Source organism: Kitasatospora sp. NPDC057936 (genome assembly GCF_042887525.1).
GTDB lineage: Bacteria > Actinomycetota > Actinomycetes > Streptomycetales > Streptomycetaceae > Kitasatospora.
The window spans coordinates 257,385-281,639 of the sequence record NZ_JBHVPD010000001.1 but is presented as its reverse complement, the minus strand read 5'-3'; the positions used below and the strand labels follow the sequence as shown (position 1 = coordinate 281,639).

General features: G+C 75.5%; 17 protein-coding genes. 2 read left to right on the top strand and 15 right to left on the bottom strand.

Annotated features, from left to right (window positions below; all coding sequences use genetic code 11):
- Positions 1–50: 50 nt before the first annotated feature.
- The 11 genes from ACFVU9_RS01135 to ACFVU9_RS01085 are packed head-to-tail and all read right to left on the bottom strand — an operon-like array spanning position 51 to position 17,149.
- A complete protein-coding gene (locus tag ACFVU9_RS01135) occupies positions 51–2,390 on the bottom strand; it encodes an amino acid adenylation domain-containing protein (protein ID WP_387588710.1) in 2,340 nt (779 codons plus the stop codon).
- The gene (locus tag ACFVU9_RS01130; protein WP_387588708.1) at positions 2,387–2,677 is read right to left on the bottom strand and encodes an acyl carrier protein; all 291 of its coding nucleotides are present in this window, start codon (positions 2,675–2,677) and stop codon (positions 2,387–2,389) included. Before ACFVU9_RS01130 ends, ACFVU9_RS01135 begins: the two co-directional genes overlap by 4 nt.
- Complete coding sequence (locus ACFVU9_RS01125; RefSeq protein ID WP_387588706.1) at positions 2,677–9,162, bottom strand: condensation domain-containing protein; 6,486 nt, start codon at positions 9,160–9,162, stop codon at positions 2,677–2,679. The genes ACFVU9_RS01130 and ACFVU9_RS01125 overlap by 1 nt, the downstream gene beginning before the upstream one ends.
- Entirely contained in the window at positions 9,159–9,440 is a 282-nt protein-coding gene (locus tag ACFVU9_RS01120; RefSeq protein WP_380441052.1) for a hypothetical protein, read from the bottom strand. Before ACFVU9_RS01120 ends, ACFVU9_RS01125 begins: the two co-directional genes overlap by 4 nt.
- Before the next feature lie 34 nt (positions 9,441–9,474).
- A complete protein-coding gene (mdlC, locus tag ACFVU9_RS01115; protein WP_387588704.1) occupies positions 9,475–11,070 on the bottom strand; it encodes a benzoylformate decarboxylase in 1,596 nt (531 codons plus the stop codon).
- Between the two features lie 50 nt (positions 11,071–11,120).
- Positions 11,121–13,505 (bottom strand): xanthine dehydrogenase family protein molybdopterin-binding subunit, encoded by a 2,385-nt coding sequence (locus tag ACFVU9_RS01110; RefSeq protein ID WP_387588702.1) that lies wholly within the window; start codon positions 13,503–13,505, stop codon positions 11,121–11,123.
- Complete coding sequence (locus tag ACFVU9_RS01105; protein ID WP_380441153.1) at positions 13,502–13,978, bottom strand: (2Fe-2S)-binding protein; 477 nt, start codon at positions 13,976–13,978, stop codon at positions 13,502–13,504. Before ACFVU9_RS01105 ends, ACFVU9_RS01110 begins: the two co-directional genes overlap by 4 nt.
- A gap of 18 nt (positions 13,979–13,996) precedes the next feature.
- A complete protein-coding gene (locus ACFVU9_RS01100; RefSeq protein ID WP_380441058.1) occupies positions 13,997–14,866 on the bottom strand; it encodes an FAD binding domain-containing protein in 870 nt (289 codons plus the stop codon).
- Positions 14,863–15,144 (bottom strand): hypothetical protein, encoded by a 282-nt coding sequence (locus ACFVU9_RS01095; RefSeq protein WP_380441061.1) that lies wholly within the window; start codon positions 15,142–15,144, stop codon positions 14,863–14,865. Before ACFVU9_RS01095 ends, ACFVU9_RS01100 begins: the two co-directional genes overlap by 4 nt.
- 43 nt (positions 15,145–15,187) lie before the next feature.
- Complete coding sequence (locus ACFVU9_RS01090; RefSeq protein WP_380441064.1) at positions 15,188–15,757, bottom strand: aromatic-ring-hydroxylating dioxygenase subunit beta; 570 nt, start codon at positions 15,755–15,757, stop codon at positions 15,188–15,190.
- A gap of 30 nt (positions 15,758–15,787) precedes the next feature.
- Positions 15,788–17,149: a Rieske 2Fe-2S domain-containing protein gene (locus ACFVU9_RS01085; RefSeq protein ID WP_380493858.1), complete on the bottom strand. Its 1,362-nt coding sequence runs from the start codon at positions 17,147–17,149 to the stop codon at positions 15,788–15,790.
- Positions 17,150–17,388: 239 nt separating this feature from the next.
- Between ACFVU9_RS01085 and ACFVU9_RS01080 the strand changes: the two genes are divergently transcribed.
- A complete protein-coding gene (locus tag ACFVU9_RS01080) occupies positions 17,389–18,633 on the top strand; it encodes a cytochrome P450 (protein WP_387588699.1) in 1,245 nt (414 codons plus the stop codon).
- 62 nt (positions 18,634–18,695) lie between these two features.
- Positions 18,696–20,129, top strand: coding sequence for an aminobutyraldehyde dehydrogenase (locus ACFVU9_RS01075; protein WP_387588697.1), 1,434 nt, complete (start codon positions 18,696–18,698; stop codon positions 20,127–20,129).
- A 71-nt stretch (positions 20,130–20,200) separates the two neighbouring features.
- On the opposite strand, the gene ACFVU9_RS01070 is transcribed toward ACFVU9_RS01075, so the two are convergent.
- The 4 genes from ACFVU9_RS01070 to ACFVU9_RS01055 form a co-directional block, all read right to left on the bottom strand.
- Positions 20,201–21,535 carry a condensation domain-containing protein gene (locus tag ACFVU9_RS01070; protein WP_387588695.1) on the bottom strand — a complete coding sequence of 445 codons (1,335 nt, stop codon included), beginning with the start codon at positions 21,533–21,535 and terminating at the stop codon, positions 20,201–20,203.
- A 42-nt stretch (positions 21,536–21,577) separates the two neighbouring features.
- Positions 21,578–22,858, bottom strand: coding sequence for an MFS transporter (locus tag ACFVU9_RS01065; protein ID WP_380493865.1), 1,281 nt, complete (start codon positions 22,856–22,858; stop codon positions 21,578–21,580).
- 97 nt (positions 22,859–22,955) lie between these two features.
- Positions 22,956–24,041: a ferritin-like domain-containing protein gene (locus tag ACFVU9_RS01060; protein WP_387588693.1), complete on the bottom strand. Its 1,086-nt coding sequence runs from the start codon at positions 24,039–24,041 to the stop codon at positions 22,956–22,958.
- The gene (locus ACFVU9_RS01055) at positions 24,038–24,253 is read right to left on the bottom strand and encodes an MbtH family protein (protein WP_380441082.1); all 216 of its coding nucleotides are present in this window, start codon (positions 24,251–24,253) and stop codon (positions 24,038–24,040) included. Before ACFVU9_RS01055 ends, ACFVU9_RS01060 begins: the two co-directional genes overlap by 4 nt.
- Between the last annotated feature and the right edge of the window lie 2 nt (positions 24,254–24,255).

Below are 24,255 nucleotides of genomic sequence, written 5' to 3'. Positions count from 1 at the left end.
GTGGCGGGGATCTCCCGCCACCGCCCGTTCCGGCGTTCCCGCTCAAGGCGTCAGAGCAGCCGCAGCAGCGCCGCCCGGTCCACCTTGCCGGTGTCGCGCACCGGGAACGCGTCCACCGCCAGCACCCGCGCGGGCACCAGGTGCGCGGGCAGCCGGGCGAGGAGGTGCGCCCTGGCCTCCTCGGGGGCCGGCCCGTCGGCCGCCGGCACGTAGAAGGCGACCAGGTCCCGGCCGCCGGGCCGGTCCACCGTGGTGACGAGCGCGGCGCGCACCCCCGGGCACTGGTGCAGGGCGTGCTGGACCTCGCCGAGTTCGATCCGGTGGCCGCGCACCTTCACCTGCTCGTCCAGCCGGCCGAGGAACTCCAGGTTGCCGTCGGCCAGCCAGCGGGCGCGGTCGCCGGTGCGGTACATCCGCCCGCCGGGCTCCGGCGAGCCGGGTTCGGGACGGAAGGACGCGGCGGTCAGCGCGGCCCGGCCCGCGTAGCCCGCCGCGACGCAGGCCCCGGCGATGTAGAGGTCGCCCGGCTCCCCCACGGGCAGGGGCCGCAGGGCGGCGTCCAGGACGTGGTAGCGGGCGTTGGCCATCGGACGGCCGTACGGGATGCTCGGCCAGGCCGGGTCCACCTCGCCCACCGGGAAGGCGTTGGACCAGACCGTGCACTCGGTGGCACCGCCGAGGGCCACGACCTCGGCGCGGGGGAAGGCCGTGCGGATCTCGTCGGGGAGCGTGAGCGGCACCCAGTCGCCGCTCAGCAGCACCAGGCGCAGCGAGCCGCGCGCCTCGGCGGGGAGGCCGTCGGCGGGCCGTCCGTCGAGGAAGGGGGTCAGCATCGCGAGCGCGGCCGGTGCCGAGTCCCACAGGGTGATCGGCTCGGCCTCCAGGAGGTCGATCAGCACCTCCGGCTCGGCGATCTCGGGCTGGGTCGCCAGGTGCACCGAGCCGCCCGCCGCGAGCACCCCGAAGAGGTCGTAGACGGACAGGTCGAAGCAGAAGGAGGCGACCGCGAGGATGCGGTCCCCCGGCCCGACCGCCCAGGTCCGGTTCAGCCAGTCGATCAGGTTGACGACCGGGCGGTGCTGGACCATGACGCCCTTGGGCTTGCCGGTGGAGCCGGACGTGAACACGGCGTACCCGAGGTCGTCCGCGGTGACGGTGCCGGGCGGCAGCGCTCCGGCGGGCCTGGCCTCGATGTCGGCGCCGGTCCACACCCGGCCGGGCCGCACGGCGGGTGCCGCGCCCTCCCCCACGGTGATGAACGCGTCGTAGCGGTGGGAGAGTTCGCCGGCGAAGTCCTCCGCGCGGCGGCGGCGCACCTCGACCCCGGCGACCGGCGGCAGGAGCTGCGGGAGCCGCTCCAGCAGGGCGGGCGGGATCCGCAGGCCCGCGTGGGCCTCCAGGCCGGGGTCGATGAGGTCGGCCAGCAGCAGGGTGCCGCCGGGGCGGAGCATCGGCAGCAGGCCCCGGAGGGTCTCCAGGAAGTAGTCCAGGTCCGGGAGGAACTGGACGGTGCTCGCCATGATCGCCAGGTCGAAGGTTCCGGACACGGCCTGCGGCACCTCGTGGGCGTAGCAGACCGCGCCTTCCGCCGCGTAGCCGCCCGCGGCCGCCGCGGCCAGGTTGCGGTCGACGGCCACCGAGGACGGGTCGACCGCCACGTAGCGGGCGGCGGTGGGCGCCAGCGCCTCCGTGATCAGGCCGGAGCCGCAGCCGACCTCCAGGATCCGGGCGCCCTCGCCCGCCGCCTCGCGGCCCAGCCGCCCGACGTGGTCGCGGTAGCCGGTCACGTCGCCCGGCCGGTAGGGGCGTTCGGAGCGGCGCAGGTTGAAGCCTGCCGCCTCCAGCGGGTCGGGCTCGCCGGAGAGGAAGTCGAAGAACTCCTCGACCATCTCGCGGTCCAGCACCTCGGCCCAGGTGTCCTTCGCGGTGATCTCGGGGCAGATCACCTCGCGCACCGAGGGCGCGTCCCAGCGCAGTTCCTGGACGGCCTTGAGGCGGGCGCGGCCGGCGACGACGCAGCTCACGCCGAGGTCGGTGAGGAGTTCGAGGGCGCGGGCCCGGGGCCAGGCCGGGTCGATCGGCACGTACGCCGCGCCGGCCTTGAGCACCGCCACCAGGGAGGCGGCGGCCGACGGGGTGCGGTCGGCGTACAGCGCCACGTACGAGCCGCGGCCGATGCCGCGCTCGGCCAGCAGGCGGGCCAGCCGGTCCGTCCAGGCGTCGAGTTCGCCGTGGGTCAGGGCGGTGCCGTCGCTCGCCACCAGGGCGGGCCGGTCGGGGTGGGCCCGGGCGGCGGCCCGCAGCAGGTCGGGGACGGTCGCGGTGTCGCGGAAGGGGCGGGCGGTGGCGAACCACTGCGGCGGGGGCAGGAGGCGGTCCGGTCCGGTCATGACGCGCCGGCCCCCTTCTCCTCGCGGTCCTCGCCGGGGACGAGCCCCCGGGCCGTGAGCGCTCCGGCGAGGTCGGAGACGGTCGGGTGGTCGAAGAACATCCGCAGCGGCAGGCGGGTGCCGACCTGCCGGCCGATGCCGGCCATGATCCGGGCGACCAGCAGCGAGTGGCCGCCGACCGCGAAGAAGTCGTCCTCGTCACCGAAGTCGTCGCGCCCCAGCGCGGCCGCCCAGCCGGCCCGGACCAGGGCGGTGGCGGAGGGGAGAAGAGGGTGGGCTGTTGACACTACTGGCCTCCTGCGAGTGGGTGCGCGCGGTCCGCGGCGGGGACCGTCGCGAGCGTGGACACGATGGCCGTCAGGCCGTTCAGGACGCGGTCGAGCAGCCGCTGGACGTCGGTCTGCGGGTGAGCGACGGCGTTGTGGCGCACCCGCACCAGCAGCCGGTCGTCGATCAGCAGGGCGCTGACCTCCAGCGGGTAGGGGCGCGGGTTGTCGGGGCCGCGGTCGCCGGTGCCGGCGAGCGGCAGCGGGGTCAGCACCCGGCCCTCGGCGGGCGCGCCGCCGCCGACCAGACGGCCCGCGCGGCCCAGGTAGTTGACGTTGACGGTGGCGGGCGGGCGCGCGGCCAGCCGGGCGCGCACCGCGGGATCGCTCGCGGCGTGGCGGAGCAGGCCGTGGCCGAGGCCCTCGGCGGCCAGCCCTGCCAGCAGCGCGCGGACGGTGCGGTAGGTGGCGGCGGGGCCGGCCTCCCCGGTCCCCCCGGCCTCGCCGGCCTCGCCGGCCTCCCCGACCTCGCCGGCCTCCCCGGGCGACCGGTCCGGTGCGACCGTCACCGGGTGGACGGCGGTGAACCAGCCGACGGTGCGGCTGAGGTCGACCTCCGGGAACAGGTCGGCCCGGCCGTGCGTCTCGACGTCCAGCACCACCTCGCGCTCCCCCGTCCACTCGGCGACCGCCTGGGCGACGGCGGCGAGCAGCACGTCCTGCGCACGGTCGCGCCCGCGGCCGCCGGTCGCGGCCAGCAGCGCGGCCGTCGCCTCCGCGGGCAACGCGGCCTCGGCGAGCGCGGCCTGGCCCTCCGCGCCCGCGTCGGGGCGGGCGACCGGCCGGGCGGCCGGGCCGCTCCAGCGCTCCAGTTCGGCCCGGACGGCGGGCGAGTCGGCGTGGGCGTGCAGCCGGGTCGTCCACTCGGCGAAGGGGGTGGTGAGCGGGGGCAGGTGCACCTCCTCGCCCGCGAGCAGTTGCTCGCAGGCGCGGCCGAGGTCGTCCAGCAGGATCTGCCAGGAGACGAAGTCGACGACGAGGTGGTGCGCAGTGAGGAGGATGCGCAGGCCGGGCTCCTCGCTCGCGGGAAGGAGCACGGCGGCGAACAACGGCCCGTCGGCCAGGTCCAGTTCGGCCTGCGCGCGGACGGCGGCGCTCTCCGGATCGGCGCCCGTGCCGGTGGCGTCGATGACGCGGACCGGCTCGGCGTCGGGCCGGGCGGTCTGGTGCCAGCCGTCCTCGTCGCGGTGGTAGCGGAAGCGCAGCGCCGGGTGGTGCGCGGCGACGGCGAGCAGGGCGCGGCGCAGCAGGTCCGCGTCCAGGCCTGGGGCGGCGCGCAGCAGCAGTGTCTGGTTCCAGTGCTGCGGCCGGACGAGCGGCAGGTCGAGGAACCACTGCTGGACGGGCGCGAGTGGGACCTCCACAGGGCCGTCCGGCGACGCCGGGGCGGAGGGCCCGGGTGCTGCCGTCCGTTCGGCCACGGCGGCGAGTTCGCGCACGGTGGGGTGGGTGAAGATCTGCCGGGGCGTGAGCCGCAGACCGGCCTCGGCGGCCCGGGAGACGATGCTCATGCTGGTGATCGAGTCGCCGTCGAGATCGAAGTAGTCGTCCTCGGGGCCGACTTCGGCGACGCCCAGCACCTCGGCCCAGATCGCGGCGAGGACGGCCTCCACCGGGTCCGTCGGGCCGGCCGGGCGGTCCGGCTCCTCGGTCCGGGGCTCCTCGGTCCGGGGCTGCGCGGCCGGCGCCGGGCCGGTGCGGACGGTCTTGCCGTTCCGTGCGGTCTTGCCGTTCCGGGCGGCGGGCAGGCGGTCGGTCAGCAGCACCTCGGCGGGCAGCAGGTACTCGGGCAGGAGCTCGCGCAGCGCCTCCCGCAGACGGGGCGTCGACCGTCCGACGGCCACGCGGGCGACGAGGTCGGCGTCCTCCGTCACGGCGACGGCGCCCAGCACCCCGGGCAGCCCCAGCAAGGCGGCCTCCACCCGGCCGGGCGGAACCAGGTAGCCGTTGCGCCGGGTGAGATCGGCGGCGCGGCCCAGCACGACGATCCCGCCGTCGGGCAGCCGGCAGGCGAGGTCGCCGGTGCGGACGGGCTCGTCGTCCGCGAAGCGCGTCACCCACAACTCGCCGGACACCCCGGGCGGGGTCGGACGGCCGACGTCGTCGAGCACCCGGGCGGTCATCCCGTCCAGGGCCCGCCCGACCGGCAGCGGCCGGAAGGGATCGGTCGCGGGCAGGTCGTCGGCGACGACCTCGCGGGCACAGACGACGGGCGCGGTCTCCGCACCGCCGTAGCCGTGAAGCAGCCGGGATTCGGGGCTCACCGCCCGCCACCGCGCGGCCACCGCGGGGGTGAGCGGCTCCCCGGTGACGAGGAGCGTGCGCACGGCCGGCTCGCGGCCGGACGCGGCGAGGCCGGGAAGGAGCGCGGAGAGCTCGGACGGGGTGACGATGACGAGGCCGAAGGAATCGGTGCCGCACAGGAGCCGGGACAGCTCACCGGAGGTGGCGACCACCACGGTGCCGCCCGCGGCGAGCGTCGCGAGCGACCTGGCCAGCACCTGGTCGGCCCCCGGCCCTCCGTGGACGAGGACGCGACCGCCGGGCCCGCACTGTCCGGCGAGCCAGTGCGCCCAGGCGGCCAGCGCGCCGTGCGGCTGCACCACGGCCCTGGGCTCGCCGGTCACGCCGGACGTGTTGAGCACCAGCGCGGGATCGCCCGGCCCGACGGGGACCGGTTCGACCCGGCCGGCTTCGCCCGGCGCCTCCGGGCAGAGCACCGGCACGGGCAGCGCGCCGAGTTCGGCACGGCCCTCCGCCGTGGTGATCAGCAGGGCCGCGTCCGCGCACGCCGCACGGACCTCGGCGGCCGTGTCGAGCGGCTCGGCGACCGCGCCGCACCACAGCACGGCCAGCCCGGCGGCCAGCAGGTCCGCGGGCCGCCCGGGAAGCCGAAGCAGGACGCGGGCGCCCGGAGCCAGGCCCAGCGCGGCGATCCGGGCGGCCAGCTCCCCGGCCCGGTCGGACACCTGCCCGTACGTCAGCGTGTCGGCGCCCGCCACCAGAGCGGTCCGCCCGGGGTGGGCGCGCGCCAGGTCGCCGATCGCCTGCGGCAGCGCGGGCGGCGGGCCGGCCGGAGCGGTGCGATCGGGCCGAGGGCCCCGACCGGCGACCTGCCTGGCGGCGGGCGCGACCGGATCGTCGACCGGCCCTCCCTCCGGCGCGTCCCCCGCCGACGGCCGCTCCGGCCGCTCCGGCCGCACCGCCGGGCCACCCGTGGCCGGGCCGGCGAACGGCGCCACCGCCCCGCCACCCGCGTCCAGCTCCGCCAGCGGCAGCTCCGGTCGCTCCAGGAGCCGCGCCACCCACTCCTCGAACCGGGCGGCGAACCGCTCGACCGTGGCCGCCTCGTAGAGGTCGGTGTTGTACTCCCAGGCGATCGCCACCGAGTCCGCGGACTCGTGGACCGCGCCGGAGAAGTCGTAGACCACACCGCGCCGCCGCAGCGGGAGCGACTCCAGCGCGAGCGAGCCCAGCCGCAGTTCCTGGCCGGCCCCGGACAGGAAGCGGCTCACCGCGAGCATCCCGCCGTCCTGGGCCTTGTTCTGGCCGAAGCCGATCTCCACCAGCGGCGTCCGGCTGCGGTCGCGCCGGCGGCCGGGGTGTTCGGCGGCCAGCTGCTCCACGACCGTCGCGAAGGGCAGTTGCTGGTGCTCCAGACCCGCCAGCAGCCCGCGGCCCGCCGAGGCGAGCAGGTCGGTGAACGGGAGCTGCGGGTCCACCCGCGTGCGGCACACCACCGGGTTGACGAAGTAGCCGAGCACGTCGGCGAATTCGGAGCGCTGGCGGTTGGTGGTGATGGTCGCGACGGCGATGTCGCGCTCGCCGGTCCAGGCGTGGAGGTAGCCCTGGAAGGCGGCGAGGAGGACGGTGTAGACGGTGCTGCCGTGGCGGCGGGCGAAGTCCTGCAGGGCCTTGACCCGCGGCTGGTCGAACTCGTGGACGTGGAGGGCGCCGCGCTGGCTCTGGACCACCGGGCGGGCCCGGTCGGCGGGGAGTTCGAGGGCGGGCGGCGGGTCGGCGAGGAGGTCGCGCCAGTACGCCCGGTCGCGTTCGGCCGCCGGGCCGGCGAGGGTCTCGGCCTGCCAGCGGACGTAGTCGGTGTAGCCGTGCCGGGGCGCCGGCTGGTACAGCTCGCCGTCGGCGGCGTGGGCGGCGGCGAGGTCGCGCAGGAGGGCGACGGTGGACCAGAAGTCGGTGGCGATGTGGTGCACCGTCACGAGCAGGACCGGGCCGTCGGCGGCGCCGAGGTGCAGCCGGACGCGCAGCGGAGTCTCGCGGTCGAGCTCGAAGGGGCGGAACGCTGTCGCGCTCAGCTGCTCCGTCCGGTCGGGCCAGTCGGCGGGGACGGTGAGCACCGCGAAGTCGACGTCCGCGTGCTCGGCGACGCGCTGGACCGGGCGGCCGTCGCGCAGCGCGAAGGTGGTGCGCAGGGCGGGGTGGCGGTCGACGAGGGCCTGGAAGGCGCGGCGCAGGGCCGCGGGGTCGCAGTGCGAGGTGATCCGGGCCGCGAAGCTCTGGTTGTAGGCGGCGGCCTCCGGGACGAGCTGGTCGGCGTGCCAGATCGCGGACTGGTTGTGGGAGAGCGGGAACTCGCCGACGACGGGCCCGCGGACGACGAGCGCCTCGGTGGGCCCGGCGGTGTCTTCGGCGAGGCGGCGGGCGAGGGTGTCGAGGCTGGCGCCGCCGAGGAGTTCGGGCAGGCCGACGGTGCGGCGCAGGTCGTCCTGGACGGCCATCTTGAGGCGCAGCGCGGCCAGCGAGTCGAGGCCCTGGGCGTGCAGCGGCGCGGCCGGGTCGAGCCGCTCGGGCGGGACGGCCAGCAGGTCGGCGGCGCGTCGGCGGAGGTGTTCGGTGAGGAGGCGGGCGCGTCGGCGCGGGTCGGGTTCGTGCCGGATCCCGGCGGCCGGGCGGTCCGCGTCGGCGTCCACGAGGGCGGCGAGTTCGGCGGCCAGGCGGCCCCGGCGGAGCTTGCCGAGTTCGGTGCGCGGCAGGCCGTCGACGGTCTCGAAGCGCGCCGGGACCTTGTGCCCGGCGAGGCGGGCTCGGCAGTGCGCGCGCAACTCCTCGGCGGGGACCGGGCCGCCGTCGCCCGGTACGACGGCGGCGACGAGCAGGTCGCCGCCGCCGGCCAGGGGGACGCCCACCACGGCCGCCGCGCGGACCGCCGGGTGCGCCTCCAGGACCTCCTCGACCTCGACGGGGTTGACCTTGTGCCCGCCCGTGTCGACCAGGATCCGCTTGCGGCCGGTGAGGTGGAGGCGGCCGTCCTCGTCGAGCCGGCCCAGGTCGCCGGTGAGGTAGCGCCCGGGGCCGGGGCGCAGCAGGGTGCCGCCGGGAGCGAGTTCACCGAGCATGACGGAGCGGCTGGTGACGGCGATCTCGCCGGTGCTGCCGGTCGGCAGGGCGCGGCCGTGCTCGTCCAGCACCTCGACCCGCACCCCGTGCAGGGGGCGGCCGACGGACTCGGGGACGAAGCCGTCGGGGTCGCAGTCCCAGCTGACGCTGCCGGCCTCGGAGCTGCCGTAGGTCTGGCGGACGGGGACGCCGAACCGGGCGAGGAAGCGCTCCCGGACGGCGGGCGGCAGGAAGTTGCTGCCGGAGAGGCAGAGCCGGACGGAGGAGAGGTCGGCGGGGCGGTCCTCGGGCCAGTCGGCGAGGGCGCCGAGCAGGTAGGGCACGGACGGGAGGACGGTGACGCGGTGGCGGGCGACGAGCGCCAGCAGGTCGGCGGGGTCGGGCCCGCCCGCTCCCGCCGCACCGGAGGGCTCGGGCAGGACGAGCGTGGCGCCCGCCAGCACCGCGACGATCATGCAGCAGAACTGGCCGAGCGCGTGGTACAGCGGCACGGGGCAGAGCATGACGTCGTCGGGGGTGACGGCGGCGCTGGCGATGATGTGGTCGGCCTCGGCCAGCTGGTTGTCCTGGCTGCGGCAGATCCGCTTGGGCTCGCCGGTGGAACCGGAGGAGTAGGTGAGCACCCACGCCCGCTCGGGGTCGGCCGGGCGGGCGGGCAGCGCGTCGGCGCGCGTCAGCTCGTCGAAGTCGAAGGAGTGCCCGGCCGCCGCCGGGCCGCCGACGACCACCAGGGCGGCGCCCGGGGCGAGTTCGGCCCAGCGGGGGGCGAGCGCCGCCGTGGTGACCACGACGTCGGGCCGGCCCTCGGCCAGCACCCGGCGGTACTCCGCCTCCGTCAGCCCCGGGTCCAGCGCGAGCACGCGGGCGCCGATGCCCGCCGTGGCGAAGTAACCGACCACGAACTCGGGGCAGTTGGGCAGCGCGAGCAGCAGCAGGCCGTCCGGTCCGAGGCCCAGCGCGTGCAGTCCGCCGCGCGCCCGGGCGATCCGGTCGGCGAGTTCGCCGTGGGAGATCCGGCGCTCGCCGCAGACCAGCGCCGCCCGTCCGGGCCCGCGGTCCGCCACGGCGCGCAGCCGTCCGTCGATCACGCCGCGCCCCCGCTCGCCTCGGCCCGGGCCAGTTCGGCGACCACGTACTCCTGGACGTCGCTGAGGCGGCGGATGAGCCGGGCCCGCTCGCGGTCGATCGCCGGCAGGCCGTACTCGTCCTCCAGCGCGAAGGCCAGTTCGAGCAACGCGAGGGAGTGGTAGCCGAGTTCCTCGACCAGCTCCGGGTCGGGCCGGTCGGCGAGGCCCTGGTCGGGCGCCATGCCGATCACGATGTCGCGGATGTCCTGCCGGATCTCTTCCGCGGTGCGCTGGGTCATGGAGGTTGTCTCTCCCTCTCGAAGGAAACGGGATTCAGTCGCCGACGCGGACGTCGAGCAGGTACGGCCGGGGCGAGGCCAGGGCGGTGCGCAGGGCCCTCGCCAGGCGGGCCGGGTGCTCGACCCGGCCGGCCGCGCAGCCCTGGGCGCGGGCGAGGGCGGCGAAGTCGAGGCCGCCGATCCGCGTGCCGACGGCCTTGCCGAGCCCGAAGCGGTCGGCGAAGCGGTCCACCGTGGCGTAGCGGCCGTTGTTCACAACGACGACGGTCAGCGGCAGGCCGAGTTCGGCGGCGGACCACAGGGCCTGGATCGAGTACATCGCGGAGCCGTCGCCGACCACCGCGATCACCCGCTCGTCGGGCCGGCCGAGCGCCATGCCGACGGCGGCCGGCAGCGAGTGGCCGAGCGAGCCGCTGGCGCACGTGTAGAAGCTCTCGGGCCGCTCGTTGGGCAGGTACTCGCACATCACCGGGCGGCTGCTCGGGGCTTCCTCGACGATGACGCTGCGGGCCGGGCGCAGGTCGGCGATGGTGCGCATCAGCAGCGGCTGGGTGATGACGTCGCTGTCCGGGACGGGGGCCGGTGCGGGCCGCGGGGGCGGGAGTTCGCGGGGGACGGCCGGGTCGAAGGCGAGCAGGTCGCGCACGCCGAGGCGGAGGCCGGTGAGCAGTGCGTCGCCGACCGGGGTCCAGGCGGCGGTGGCCGGGTCGTCGGTGAGCTGGTGGAGCGCTGTACCGGGCGGCAGTACCGGACCGGCGCCCGCCACGTGGTAGGTGAAGACCGGTGCGCCCAGCGACAGCACGAGGTCGTGGCCGGTGAGCCGGGCCACGATCTCCTCGCGCACCGGGGGCAGGAAGCCCGCGAAGAGCGGGTGGGTCTCGGGGAAGGCGCAGCGCGAGGACATCGGCGCGGCCCAGACGGCGGCGCGGTGGCGCTCGGCCAGCTCCACCACCTCGGCGACCGCCCGGTCCTGGTCGACGGCGGCGCCCACCACGAAGGCGGGGCGGGCGGCGCCGGCCAGGGCGCGGCCGACGCGTTCCAGCGCCTCGGGGTCGGCGCGCAGCGTGGTGGAGACCGTCCGGGGTTCGACGGGTTCGCAGGGCCGGTCCCAGTCGTCGGCGGGCACCGAGACCAGGGTCGGGCCGTAGGGCGGTGACATGGCCAGGTAGCAGGCGCGGGCGATGGCGGCCGGGACGTCCTCGGCACGGGCCGGCTCGCGGCTCCACTTGACGTACGGTTTGGGCAGTTCGGCCGCCTGGTCGTTGAGCAGGTACGGTTCCCCGCCGAGCAGCGAGCGGGCCTGCTGGCCGGCGACGACCACGAGCGGGGTGCGGTTGCGCCAGGCGGTGAACAGGCTGCCCATCGCGTGGCCGACGCCGGCGGCGGAGTGCAGGTTGACCACGGCGGGGCGGTGGCCGGCCTGGGCGAAGCCGTCGGCCATGGCCAGCACCACGGACTCCTGGAGCCCGAGGACGTAGCGGAAGTCGGCGGGGAAGTCGCGGAACATCGGCAGCTCGGTGGAGCCGGGGTTGCCGAAGACCGTGGTCATGCCGAGGCTCCGCAGCAGCGCGAAGGTGGCCTCGCGGACGGTGGGCGGGCGGCCGGTCGGCTCGTCCTGACGGGCTGGCACGCTGGTGGTCCCTTCGGGGTCGGGGGTTGCGGCGGTACGGTCCGTACGGGTCAGTCCCGGTCGGCCTCCGAGAGCTCCTTGGCCTCCGACAGCGCCGCCCAGATCCGTTCCGGCTTGAGCGGTGTGGCCGTCAGCCGGTGGGCGATGTGCGGGACGGCGGCGGCGACGGCCCCGGCCACGGTGGCCGGGGCGGGGATGACCCCGCCCTCCCCGAGGCCCTTGAAACCGCCGGGGATGACCGTGCTCGGCGTGCACCGGTGCTCCACCGTGACCGGCGGGACGTCGGCGCAGACCGGGAGCACGTAGTCGGTGAAGCCGGTGGCGAGCGGCCGTCCGGTGGCCGGGTCGTGCACGGCCTCCTCGACCAGGGCGATGCCCAGGCCCTGGACGACGCCGCCGACGATCTGCCCGTCGGCGATGGCCGGGTTCACCAGTACGCCGCTGTCGTTGACGGTCCAGTAGTCCTCGACGGTGACCTCCGCGGTCTCCAGGTCGACCGCGACGGCGGCGCCGTGCGCGCTGTAGGAGTAGGTGATGGCGGGCGGGTCGAAGTCGACGCTCTCCTCCAGCCGGATCCGGTCCGGGTCGGGCCGGCCCCAGCCCCGCCAGCCGCGGGCGGCGACCTCGGACCACGCGGTCGTGGCGTTCCCGGCCGGCCAGCGGAACTGGGCGCCGTCCAGCACCACTTCGTCCGGCGGGGCGCCGAGGTGGGCGGCGGCGAGGGCGTGCATCCGCTCGCGCATCCGCCCGGCGGCCCGCACGAGGGCCCCGCCGGCCAGCGTGACCGAGCGGCTGGCCTGCGAGGTGAGGTCCGAGTAGGGCGCGGTGGCGGTGTCGCCGAGCTCCACGGCGATCCAGTCCAGGGGCACGCCGAGCCGGTCCGCGACGATCTGGGCGAGGGTGGTCTCGATGCCCTGGCCCACCGGGATCACCCCGGCGAACACGGTGACGGTGCCGTCCTGGTTGACCCGCACCCGGGCGCTCTCCCAGCCGGCCCAGTCGATCCGGAACAGTTCCAGCAGCGCGGAGGGGGCGAAGCCGGTGATCTCCACGCTGGCCGTCACCGCGACTCCTCGGCGCACCGTCCCGGTGGACTCCCGGGTGCGCTCCCGGGCCAGTTCGGCGGCGCGGCGCAGCGCGGCGGGGTAGTCGCCGTTGTCGTAGGTGAGCCCGGTGCGCGTGGTGTACGGGAGTTCGTCCGGCCCGAGCAGGTTGTGCAGCCGCAGCCGGACGGGGTCGTGGCCGAGTTCGCGGGCGGCCTCGTCGATCAGCCGTTCGCGGATCCAGGCCGCCTCCTGCATGCCGTAGCCGCGGTAGGCGCCGGTCGGCACGGTGTTGGTGTGGACGGTGGTGATGGTGGCCCCGGCCCGCGGGAACCGGTACGGGCCCTCCAGGGCGAGCCCGGCGACCTGGAACGGGCCGCTGCCGGCCTGGATCGCGAACGCGCCGAGGTCCCCGGTGATCTCGGCGGCGAGCGCGAGGAAGCGCCCGTCCGCGTCCAGGGCGAGGCGGGCGCGGGCCCGCTGGCCGCGGCCCTGGTAGGAGGAGCTCAGGTTCTCGGTGCGGTCCTCGATCCACTTGACCCGGCGGCCGAGCCGCACGGCGGCCAGGCAGACCAGCGCCTCGTCGACGTACAGGGTGACCTTGCCGCCGAACGACCCGCCGACGTCCGGCGTCACCACCCGCACCTGGTCGACCCGCAGGCGCAGCGCGGTGGCGAGCTCCTGGCGGACGGCGTGCGGGGACTGGGTGCTGCTGTGGACCGTCAGGCGCCCGGTGGCGGGGATCCACTCGGCGAGCAGGCCGCGCGGCTCCATCGGGCTGTGGTTGATCCGCTGCACCGCGAACTCGCGCTCCACCACGTGCGGGGCGGCGGCGAGGACGGCGTCGAGCGCGGCCGGGTCGTCGCCGAAGTGGATCCGCCCGCCGATGTTGTCGGGGGCCTCCGGGTAGAGCCGCGGGGCGTCCGGCGCGAGCGCGGCGGCCAGGCCGATCGCGGCGGGCAGCGGGTCGATGTCGACGGCGACCAGCTCCGCGACGTCCTCGGCGAGCGCCCGGCTGCGCGCCACCACCAGGCCGATCGGCTGGCCGACGTAGCGGACGGTGCGGTCGCCGAGGGCCACGGTGCCGGTGAGCTGGCCGGGGATCCGCCAGGCGGTGGGGATCGGGTCGGTGAACCGCTCGATCTCGTCCGGGCCGAGCACCAGCAGCGCCTCGCCGCCGGCCAGCGCCGCCGCCGGGTCGAACCGGGTGATCCGGCCGTGCGCCACCCGGCTGCGCAGCACGACGGCGTGCAGGGCCCCGGCGTCGTCGATGTCGTCGACGAAGCGGCCCTGGCCGCGCACCAGCCGGGGCGCGTGCACGCGCGGGACGGCGCGCCCGATCATGCGGCCGGCGTCGGGACCGGCCCCGCGGCCGACGTCGGACGCGGTCATGCCGTCGCCCCCTCGCCCTGCCAGTGCCGCTCGATGGCGGCGCGGATGCCCGCGTAGCCGGTGCAGCGGCACAGGTGCCCGCGCAGCACCTCGGTCACCGCCTGGTCGGCGCTCAGGCCGGCCCGGTCGGCGTAGGTGAGGCCCATCAGCACGCCGGGCGTGCAGAAGCCGCACTGCAGGCCGTGCTCGTCGGTCATCGCCTGCTGCAGCGGCGCGGGCCGGCCGTCCTCGGCGAGGCCCTCGACCGTTTCCACCCGGCAGCCGTCGGCCTGGCGGGCGAGCATCAGGCAGGAGCGCACCGGTTCGCCGTCCACCAGCACGGTGCAGGCGCCGCACACGCCCTGCTCGCAGGCCACGTGGGTGCCGGTGAGGCCGAGGCCGTGGCGCAGGAAGTCGCTGAGCAGGGTGCGGTCCTCGGCCTCGGCGGTGTGTGCGGTGCCGTTGACGCTCAGGCTGATCGATGTGCCGCTCATCGGTGACGTGGGCACGGGCTAGCTCCCCTCGGTGAGCAGGTGGACGGCGGCCCGGCGGAGGACCGTGCGCAGCAGGTCGCCCCGGAACTCGGCGCTGCCGTGGAGGTCGGAGGGCGGGCGGGTGCCGGCGACGGCCGCGTCGGCGACCTCGCCCAGCGCGCCGTCCGCCGCGGCGGCGCCGTACCCGGCCAGGGCCTGTTCGGCCCCGGTGAGCCGCAGCGGGCGGTCGGCCACCCCGCAGGCGGCGATGCGGGCCTCGGCCACCGCGCCGGCCTCCAGCCGTACGCCCACGCACACGCCGACCAGGGGGAAGCCCGCCCCGCCGCGCCGGGTGACGGACTCGAAGCGGTAGCGGAAGCCGGGCCTGCGCGGGAAGGAGACGGCGGTCAGGAGTTCGTCCGGCCGACGGGCGGTGCGGTGCGGCCCGGTGAAGAACTCCTCGGCGGGCACGGTCCGTTCGCCGCCCGCCCGGCGCAGCCGCAGCGTCGCCCCGAGCGCGACCGCGGTGGCCGCGAGTTGCGCGGCGGGGTCGGCGTGGCAGAGCGAGCCGCCGAGGGTCGCGCGGTGGCGGATCTGCCGGTGCGCCACCCGGGCGGCGGTCTGCGGCACGACGGGCAGCGCTGCTCGCAGCCCCTCGTGCCGTTCCAGGTCGTGCAGCCGGGTCATCGCCCCGACCAGCACGGCCGTGCCGGTCACCTCGACGCCGGCCAGCTCGGTGAGCCGGTTGAGGTCGAGCACCACGGCGGGCCGCACCCGGCGCAGGTTGAGCAGCGGCACGAGGCTCTGCCCGCCGGCCAGCGGGGCGATGCTGTGCCCGGGCGGGTCGAGCAGGGCGAGGGCCTCGTCGAGCGTGCCGGCGGCCCGGTACTCGAAGGGTGCGGGTTTCACGGGGCGGCTCCTTCGACGGTGGCGTCCCCCTCGGCCGGGCCGGCGCCCTCGGTGCGCTCGCGGACCAGGTCGGCGGCGCGCTCCGGGGTCAGGTGGCACAGGGCGTCCAGCACGGTGGCGTCCAGGAGGACGGCCGCGCCGGAGCGTTCCGAGACGAGTTTGAGCCGGGTCCCGTTCCCGGTCGGGTAGCTCGACACCGTGACCGCCGCCGACTCGCAGCAGATCCGGCACAGTTCGGTCTCCCGGCGTTCCTCGGCCGTCCAGGCCAGCCCGTTCATGCCGCTGCCTCGCCTCCCGCGGGCCGGCGCGTGCCGGCCCGCGCTAGAAGATGATCGAGAGTTGCTGGTGCGTGGCGACCTCGGTGTCCAGCAGGACCCGGCGCCGCAGCAGCCGGTAGCCGGCGCCGGGCAGGCAGCGCACGATGTCGTGCCGGGCGGCGGTGGCGAGGGCGGCCTCGCCCCGGCCCCGCGTCCAGGAGGCGAGCACGTTGCACTCCACCCGCCAGGTGTCGGCCTCGGGCGCGGCGAACACCCGCACGCCGCTGATGAAGTGGCGCGTCACCCCGCCCGGGCGGTCGGACCACGCGTGCCGCAGGCCGGTGCGGCCGAGCTTCATCGCGAGGATGTGCTTGGTCGCCTCGAATAGCAGCGCCCGGTCGCTGTGCCGGGGCAGGGCCGGATCCTCGCGCAGCAGCGGGACGGGCACCTGGTAGAGGAAGCGCTCGTCGAGGAGGTCCAGCCAGTCCTGGTGGCGGCCCTCGTCCAGGGCGGCCGACTCCTCGGTGAGGAACGCGCCGGCGGAGGCGTCGAGTTCGACCTGGCGGGCCCCGCGCGGCGGGAACGGCTGGAGCTCGTAGGCGGGCTGGTGGTCCGTGCGGACGGGCTCGCTCATCGTCGCCCTCCGAACGCGGTGCGGGCGGCCTCACGCATCGTCGCCCTCCATCAATTCGGCCCAGCGGCGGTAGAAGGCCCGCTGGTTCTGCTCGGACAGGGTCAGGTACTCGGCGCGGCCGGGGCCCGGGAAGTCCGGCACCGGCTCGCCGAGGCCGAGGCCGAGCGAGAGGTCCAGCGGGGCGCCGTCGGCCACCGTGCCGCCGATCGCGGCGTCGATCCGGGCGAAGTTCTCGAAGTCGTCCATCTCGAAGAGGATTCCGCCGGCCGACTGGGAGCGGGCCTGGAAGGCGTACGAGCGGCGCTTCCACTCCTCGTCCACGTGCCGCTTGGGCACCAGCGTCCAGTAGAGGCACTCGGTGTGCCGGGCGTCGATCGGGTTGTGCACGCGCCACACGAAGTACTTGGTCAGCGGGTCGTCCTCGCGCCCGATCGCCCGGTCGTGCGAGACGCTCAGGAAGGCGGCGTTCGGGAACAGCACGCCGTGCACGACCTCGCAGTGCGAGTTGAAGCGCACCTGCTCGGGCGTCTGCCCGGCGGTGAACGCCTCCCACACCTCGCGCGGGTAGCCGATGTAGGCCGGGTCCTCGACCTTGGCCGGCAGGGTGCGCCGGCCCTTCTCGACGACGTAGCCGGCCCGCACCGCGTGCCCCTGCGGCGTGGGGACGTTGATCCCGATCAGCTCCAGTTCGCCCTTGCCGAGCGTGCCGTCGGCCAGGCTGGAGCCGTAGATGCCCTGCTCGAACGCGGCCTGGTGGGTGGTGCCCATGTGGTAGCCGTCGCCGGCGAAGTTGTCGGTGACGACCTTCCAGTTGCCGGTCGTCACCGAGCGCTGCGGCGGCCCGTACACCTCCCACTCGCCGCCCGCGAGGTCGAGCAGCGCGTCCAGGTACCAGCGGGCGTCGCCCAGGTACTCCTCCAGCGGCGGGGCGCTCTCGCTCCAGGTCGCGAAGACGAAGCCGCGGTAGCAGGTCACCCGGGCCCGGGGCAGGTCGTAGCGGTCCTTGCGGAAGTCCTCCGGGTAGTTGCTGCGCAGCGCGGGCACGCCCACCAGGCGGCCGTCGTTGGCGAACGTCCAGCCGTGGTAACTGCACCGGAAGTGCGCGGCGTTGCCGAACGTCGCCCGGCACAGCTGGGTGCCGCGGTGGCTGCACGAGTTGAGCAGCACGGTGAAGCGGCCCTGTTCGTCGCGGGCCACGATCACGCTGTCGTTGCCGAGCGTGCGGACCAGGTAGTCGCCGGCGTCGGGCAGTTCCGACGCGAACGCCAGTAACTGCCAGGACTCCCGGAACACCCGGCGCAGTTCCCGGTCGAGGACCGCTTCGTCGGAGAACGCCCGACGGTCCAGCGGATATCCGGGCAGGACTTCCTGCCAGGGCAGAGCTTCAGCCATCCGTACTCCACGGGCCGGTCGGCGGACGGGGGAAAACAACAGGGAAAACGGGGGACGCGAAAACGCAGGTTAGGCCGTCCCGCCGCGCACTGGCCAGTGTCCAACCGCAGCCGCCCGAACACCGCGCTGACCTCGGGCGATGGCCCGATCGCCGTTCACCGGTGACGCCTTGTCAGGCGTTCGGCGCCTTTGGTCCACTGAGGCCGTCCACGACCCGAATCCCGCCCGGAGGAATTTCCTTGGCCACCCACGCGCTCGCCGCCGAAGATTTCTCGCACAACGACTTCGAGTACATTCCCGACCCTTTCTCCTTCTACGACCGAATGCGCGCCGAGCACCCGGCGTACCGCTCCGAGAAGATCTTCGGCGGGGCCTGGCTCTTCTTCGGCTACGCCGACTGCCTGGCCCTGATGAAGGACGAGCGGCTCTCCAACGCCCGGGCGGCCGTGCCGCTCTGGTTCCTGCCCGAGGAACAGCGCACCGACTACGCCGACATGCTCGGCGTCTACGAACGCTGGCTGGCCTTCCACGACGGCGCCGAGCACACCAAGAACCGCCGCCAGGCCAACCGCAGTTACGTCCCCTTCACGGACGCCGCGCTGGAGCCCCGGATACAGCGGCTGGTCGACGGGCTGCTCGACGCCGTCGACCCGGCCGGCTTCGACCTGATGACCGACTTCGCCTTCCCGCTGCCGGCCATGGTCATCGCCGACGTCCTCGGCGTGCCCGTCGAGGCGCACCCCGAACTGACCCGCTGGACCGACGACATCGCCTACCTCTTCGGCTCCACCAAGGTCACCGTCGAGCACCTCGACCGCACCCGCACCAGCACCCGCGAACTCGCCGAGTTCCTCGCCTCCCCCGAGTGCGCCAAGCTCTCCGAGGAGCAGAACGGCCTGCTGCACACGCTGCGCACCACCGAGGTCCACGGCCACCGCTTCAGCGACGAGGACGTCGTCGCCCAGGCCGCGCTCCTGCTGTTCGCCGGGGTCGCCTCGATCCGCTACCTCATCGGCAACAGCGTGCAGGCCCTGGAGGAACGCCCGCTGCACGAGCGCGACCTGCTGCTGGACCCGGCCACCGTCGGCCCGGCTGTCGAGGAGCTGCTGCGCTTCTGCACCCCGGTCCAGTTCGTCGGCCGGGTCGCCCGCGAGGACTTCGCCTACACCACCGCCGCCGGCCAGGAGATCGTGCTGCCGGCCCGCCGCCCGATGATGCTGTACGTCGGCTCCGCCAACCGCGACGCCGCCGCCTTCGACCGGGCCGACGAGCTCGTCCTCGACCGCCCGCTGCCCAACCGCCACCTCACCTTCGGCGCCGGCCGCCACCTGTGCTTCGGCGACCCGCTGGTGCGCCAGACCCTCCGGATCGCCCTCGCCACCCTGTACCGGCGCTGGCCCGCGCTGCGCGTCTCGCAGGACGGCTTCAACTGGAACAACAACCTCGGCTTCCACGGCTTCACGTCGCTGCGGGTGAGCGCCTGAGCGGCGACGACCGCCCCCGAATCCGCCGCCCCCGCCGCCACCGCCGACCCACAGGAGCGCTGATGACCCCTCCCCGCCTGCCCCGCCTCGGCAACTTCGTCGACGGCCGGTCCGCCGAACCCGCCGACGGCACGTACACCGAACTGCTCGACCCCTGCACCGGCACCCCGTACCTGCTGGCGCCCGACAGCGGCGAGGAGGACGTCGACCGGGCGATGCGGGCCGCCGCCACCGCCTTCGAGCAGTGGCGCTGGACCAGCCCCGCCGAGCGCCAGGACGCCCTCCTGCGCATCGCCGACGCCCTCGCGGGCCGGCTCGACGAGTTCGCCGCCGCCGAGGCCCGCAGCACCGGCAGCGCGGCGGCGGCCGGCGAGACCCCGCTGATGGTCGACCAGCTGCGCTTCTTCGCCGGCGCCGCCCGGGTGCTGGAGGGCCTGGCCGCGGGCGAGTACTCCCCCGGCCACACCTCCTACACCCGCCGGGAGCCGGTCGGCGTCTGCGCGCAGCTCGCGCCGTGGAACTTCCCGCTGCTGATGGCCGTGCTCAAGAGCGCGCCCGCCCTGGCCGCGGGCAACACCGTGGTGCTCAAGCCCGCCGAGACCACCCCCGAGACGGCCCTGCTGCTCGCCGAGCTGGCCGCCGAGGTGCTGCCGCCCGGGGTGCTCAACGTGGTCTGCGGCGGCCCGGACACCGGGCGGCTCATGGTGCGCCACCCCGTCCCGGCGCTGGTGTCGCTGACCGGATCGGTCGCGGCGGGCACGGAGGTCGCACGGGACGCGGCGGCCGGGCTCAAGCGGGTCCACCTGGAACTGGGCGGCAAGACCCCGGTCGTGGTCTGCGCCGACGCCGACCTCCCGGCCGCCGCCGCGAAGATCGTCGAGGGGGCGTACGGCAACGCCGGCCAGGACTGCACGGCCGCCACCCGGGTGCTGGTCGACCGGGCGGTCCAGGAGGACCTGCTGACGGCGCTCACCAAGGCCGCGCAGGCGGCCCGCCCCGGCCCGCCGGACGACGCCGGCGCGCTGTACGGGCCGCTCAACAACGCCGACCAGCTGGCCCGGGTCGACGGCTTCGTCCGCCGCCTGCCCGCCCACGCGCGGGTCGTCACCGGCGGCCACCGGGTGGGCGAGGCCGGGTACTTCTACGCGCCGACGGTCATCGCCGACGTCCGCCAGGACGACGAGATCGTGCAGCGGGAGGTCTTCGGGCCGGTCATCACCGTGCAGCCGTTCGCCGACGAGGACGAGGCGGTCGCCCTCGCCAACGGCGTCGAGCAGGGCCTGGCCTCCGCGGTGTGGACCACCGACCACGCCCGCGCGATGCGGTTCACCCGCCGGCTGGACTTCGGCTGCGTCTGGGTCAACACCCACCTCGGCTTCCCGAGCGAGATGCCGCACGGCGGCTTCAAGCACTCCGGGTACGGCAAGGACCTGTCGGTGTACGGGTTCGAGGCCTACACCCGGGTGAAGCACGTGATGCACCACCTGGGCGAGTAGCCCGGCCGGCCGGAACACCGAAGGGGCCCGAGCGTTTCGACGCTCGGGCCCCTTCGGTGTCACGCCTGTGTTCAACTGCCGCCGCCGCGCACTCGGACAGCGTCCTGCGCGAGCTGCGCGACGAGCTCCGCCAGCGGCCGTCCGGGCTCGGCGACGGCCGCTTCCGCGAGCCGCCGGAAGTCGGCGGTCAGGCCCTCGACCCAGGCCGGGTCGAAGCGGCGGCGGTCGTACCAGACCTGCCCCTCGATCCGGTCCTCGGTGGGCATCAGCACGAACTCCAGGTCGAACCGGCTCGCCATGCCGCCCGGCGGGTGGACCTGGGTGACCTCCAGGCCGCTCAGCCTCAGCGCGTACTCGGGCCCGACCGCGACCTGGAACAGGATGTTCTCCAGCCCCTCGCCCCGCTCCCCCCGGCCCTGCGGCACGAGGTGGTACGGGACCTCCTGGTGGGCGAGCGAGTCCAGCACGGTGTCCCGGGTCGAGCGCAGCACCTCCAGGAAGCCCGCCTGCGGTTCCAGGTCCAGGCGCAGCACCAGCAGGTTGCACAGGAAGCCGACGGTGCCGGCCAGTTCGGGCCGCGTGCGGTTGGCGAACATCGAGGCGAGCGCGACGTCCCGCTGCCCCTCCCGGCCGTACAGCACGCCGGCGAACAGGGCCAGGGCGGCGACGAAGATCGTCGAGCGCTGCTTGCGGCACAGCGCCGTCAGGCCCACCACCAGCTCCGGCTCCAGGGTGAGGGCGGCCAGTCCGGGCAGCTGGCCGACGCCGTCGCGGATCGCCGACGTGCCGGGCAGCCGGGGCGCCTCGGCCCCGGCCAGGGTGTCGCGCCAGTACTTCTGGCTCTCCGCCAGCACGCCGTCCTCGTAGCGCTGCCGCTGCCACTCGCTGAAGTCGGCGAACTGCCAGGCCGCCTTGCCGGGTTCCGGCGCCGGCTCGCCGCCGGGCCGGTACAGCCGCCCGAGCTCCTGGGAGAGCACCCCGCCCGACCAGCCGTCGGTGGACAGGTGGTGGATGTTCAGCACCAGCACGGACTCCTCCGGCCCGACCGTCAGCAGCGCGGCGTGCAGCGGGGTGACGGCCAGGTCGTGCCGGTGCCGGGCGTGCCGCAGCAGCGCCTCGGCCAGCGCCTCGGGCTCCGGCCCGACCTCCTCCTCGGCCAGCGCGGCCGGCCGGGGCGTGTGGACGTGCTGGACGAGCCTGCGCCGCACCGACTCGTAGGTGGTGCGCAGCGCCTCGTGCCGTTCGACGAGCCGGTCCAGCGCGGTCCGCAGCGCGGGCCGGTCGAGCGGGCCGCGCAGCCGGTAGCAGGCGTTGACGTTCAGCGGGGTGTCGGCGCCGCGGTAGTGCTCCATCATCCAGAGCAGCCGCTGCCCGGGTGTGGCGTCGACGGTCCTCAGGACGGTCATGTGTGAGCCCTTCTGGTGGTGGCGGGGGCTTGGGGTCAGGCCCTAGGACTGGGCCGGCGCGGCCTCCGTGACCGGGGCCGGGCGGGCGGTCCCGGCGGAGTGGCGCACCGCGCGGTTGACGGTGGTCAGCACCGCGAGCAGGATCAGCCAGCCGCCGAAGATCACCGTGGTGGTGCGCGGGCCGAGGCCGTCGATCATCACGCCGCCGATCAGCGCGCCGAGGGACATCGCGCTCATGCCGAGGGTCTGCACCGCGCTGGAGACCCGCCCGCGCAGGTGGTCCGGGGTCGCCGCGAGCCGGTAGCTGGACAGCGCGACCATGTACACCGGCGCCAGCACCGACTCCGCGGCGGCCACCGCACCGAGCAGCCAGGCGTTCGGGGCGACGGCGTAGAGCGGGAACATCAGCGCCTCGACCCACAGCGTCACGGTGGCGATGCGGCCCAGCGGGAAGCGGTCGTTGACCCGGCTGGAGACCAGCGCCCCGACCATCGCACCGACGGCCGCCCCCGTGAAGACGAACCCGATCTCGGTGGGCGAGGCGCCGATCCGCTCGGCCAGCGTGATGATCACCAGGTAGCCGGCGCCGTAGCGGATCGCGTCCGCGGCCGAGATCAGCGCGAGGAAGCGGATCAGCGGCTGGCCCATCAGCCAGCTCAGGCCGGCCCGGACCTCCTTCAGCAGGCCGGCGGGGGTCTCCTCGCTGCGTTCCTCCTGGAACTTCGCCCGGGTGAAGCGCAGCGAGATCGCGGAGAGCACGAAGGAGACCGCGTCCACCACGAACGGCACCGCCCGCCCGAGCGAGTACAGCGCGCCGGCGACCATGCCGCCGCCGATCCGCACGGTGTTCGTCGCGGTCTCGAACCGGCCGAGCGCCGCCCCCAGTTGCCCGGCGCCGACGACGTTCGGCAGGGCCGCCGAGTTGGCCGACTCGAAGAGCGTCTCCAGCACCCCGTTGAGCACGGCCACCGCGCACAGCTGGGCGACCGTCAGGCCGTCCAGCCACATGGCGAGCGGCACGCTGACCGTCACCACGGCGCGGCCCAGATCGCACAGGATCATCGTGGTCTTGCGGTCCCAGCGGTCCGCCAGCGCGCCGGCGAAAGGGCCGAAGAGCAGCCAGGACAGCGAGCTGAGGCCCATCACGAGCCCGGCCTGGGTCGGCGAGCCGGAGACGGCGAGCACCAGCAGCGGCAGCGCGAAGACCTGGACCTGGCTCCCCAGGAACGAGACCACCTGACCGCTGATCAGCAGCCCGAAGTCGCGGTTGCGCCAGAGCCCCTGGGGCTTCTCGGCAGGGTCGGTGTCTGGGGACTGGGCCATGTGGGACCTCTTGTTCGGGGCCGCCGCGGTGCGACGGCCGTGGTGGACCGGACACGGTCAGCGACCGTACTCAGGGCGGATCGTTCACGACAAGTGATCAGGTGTGCACACGGCCGGTCGGCGCACCGAGCGCCGCCCGTTCCCGCCGGACCCGGGCGACGGTGTCCGCGCTCAGGCGGCTCAGCAGGTCCATCGACTCCAGGCCGCGCATCACGCGCGGGGTGAGCAGCCCGATCCGGGCGAGCATGGGCACCACCCGGGAGAACAGCATCTGCCGGTAGCCGGCCAGGCCGGGGTCGGCCAGCGCGAAGGCCGTGCCCTCGGCGGCCGGGACCTCGAATCGCTCCCACAGGTCACCCAGCAGGAAGCGGCGGCGCATGAGTTCGACGGACGCCAGCAGGAAGTCCTCCCTCCACGCCAGTTCGGCCGCCGACAGCCCGGGGACGACGTCGCGCAGCAGCAGCACCCCGAAGGAGACGTGGCGGGCCTCGTCCCGGGCCACCAGGGCGGTGATCTGCTTGATCAGCGGATCGTGGAAGGTGGCCTCCGCCAGCCGGAAGCCGGCCAGTGCCAGCGGCTCGACCAGGCACTGGACGGCCAGCGCGAGGAGGTCCCACTCGGTGGCCCCGAGCGCGTCCGCGAACAGCCGCCGCAGCCCCTCCGAGACCGGGTACGGCTCGGGGACGTGCTCCCCGACGTAGCGCCCGAACGCCTCCGCGTGCCGGGCCTCGTCCCCGGCCTGGCTGACGGCGCACAGCTTCGCCTCGATGTCCGGCAGCACCTCGGCCAGCCGGGCGCCCGCGAGCATCGCCGCCTGCTCGCCGTGCAGGAACTGGCAGACCGTCCAGGCCTGGGTCTGCCAGCGGAAGTCGTCCCAGGCGCGGGGCCCGCGCCGGCCGATCGGCGAGGCGCGCAGCGAGTCCAGCGCGTACGCCGAGCCGGCGGGCAGCGGCTCGCCGAAGGGGACGTCCAGCGACCAGTCGATGTCGGTGGCGGCGTTCCACTGGGCGAGCTTGGCGCCCTCGTAGAGCCGGGCGAGCCCCGAGCCGGCCGTGGAGCGCTCCCAGCTGAGGACGGCGGTCACCGGGGTGTCGACCCGGAGGTCGGCCAGCCCGGCGAGGGCGGTCGGGAGCCGGGGCGCCGCCGGCCGGGGCGGCCGGTCGTCCCGGGGCGGGCGCGTCACGCCCGCCCGGCCTGCTCCGCCATCAGCCGGCGCAGACTGAGCGGGCGCAGGTCGGTCCAGACCCGGTCGATGTGCGCGGTGCACTCGTCGAGGGTGCCGGTGGTGCCCTCGGCGGTCCAGCCGGCCGGGATCTCCTGGTCCTCGGGCCAGACGGAGTACTGCTCCTCGTGGTTGAGGACGACGTGGAAGCGGGCGGTGTCGCTGTCGAACACGG

Coding starts and splice junctions, on each gene's coding strand:
- ACFVU9_RS01135 (WP_387588710.1), bottom strand. CDS start 2,390: ATGACCGGACCGGACCGCCTCCTGCCCCCGCCGCAGTGGTTCGCCACC.
- ACFVU9_RS01120 (WP_380441052.1), bottom strand. CDS start 9,440: ATGACCCAGCGCACCGCGGAAGAGATCCGGCAGGACATCCGCGACATC.
- ACFVU9_RS01110 (WP_387588702.1), bottom strand. CDS start 13,505: ATGACCGCGTCCGACGTCGGCCGCGGGGCCGGTCCCGACGCCGGCCGC.
- ACFVU9_RS01105 (WP_380441153.1), bottom strand. CDS start 13,978: ATGAGCGGCACATCGATCAGCCTGAGCGTCAACGGCACCGCACACACC.
- ACFVU9_RS01095 (WP_380441061.1), bottom strand. CDS start 15,144: ATGAACGGGCTGGCCTGGACGGCCGAGGAACGCCGGGAGACCGAACTG.
- ACFVU9_RS01090 (WP_380441064.1), bottom strand. CDS start 15,757: ATGAGCGAGCCCGTCCGCACGGACCACCAGCCCGCCTACGAGCTCCAG.
- ACFVU9_RS01085 (WP_380493858.1), bottom strand. CDS start 17,149: ATGGCTGAAGCTCTGCCCTGGCAGGAAGTCCTGCCCGGATATCCGCTG.
- ACFVU9_RS01075 (WP_387588697.1), top strand. CDS start 18,696: ATGACCCCTCCCCGCCTGCCCCGCCTCGGCAACTTCGTCGACGGCCGG.
- ACFVU9_RS01070 (WP_387588695.1), bottom strand. CDS start 21,535: ATGACCGTCCTGAGGACCGTCGACGCCACACCCGGGCAGCGGCTGCTC.
- ACFVU9_RS01065 (WP_380493865.1), bottom strand. CDS start 22,858: ATGGCCCAGTCCCCAGACACCGACCCTGCCGAGAAGCCCCAGGGGCTC.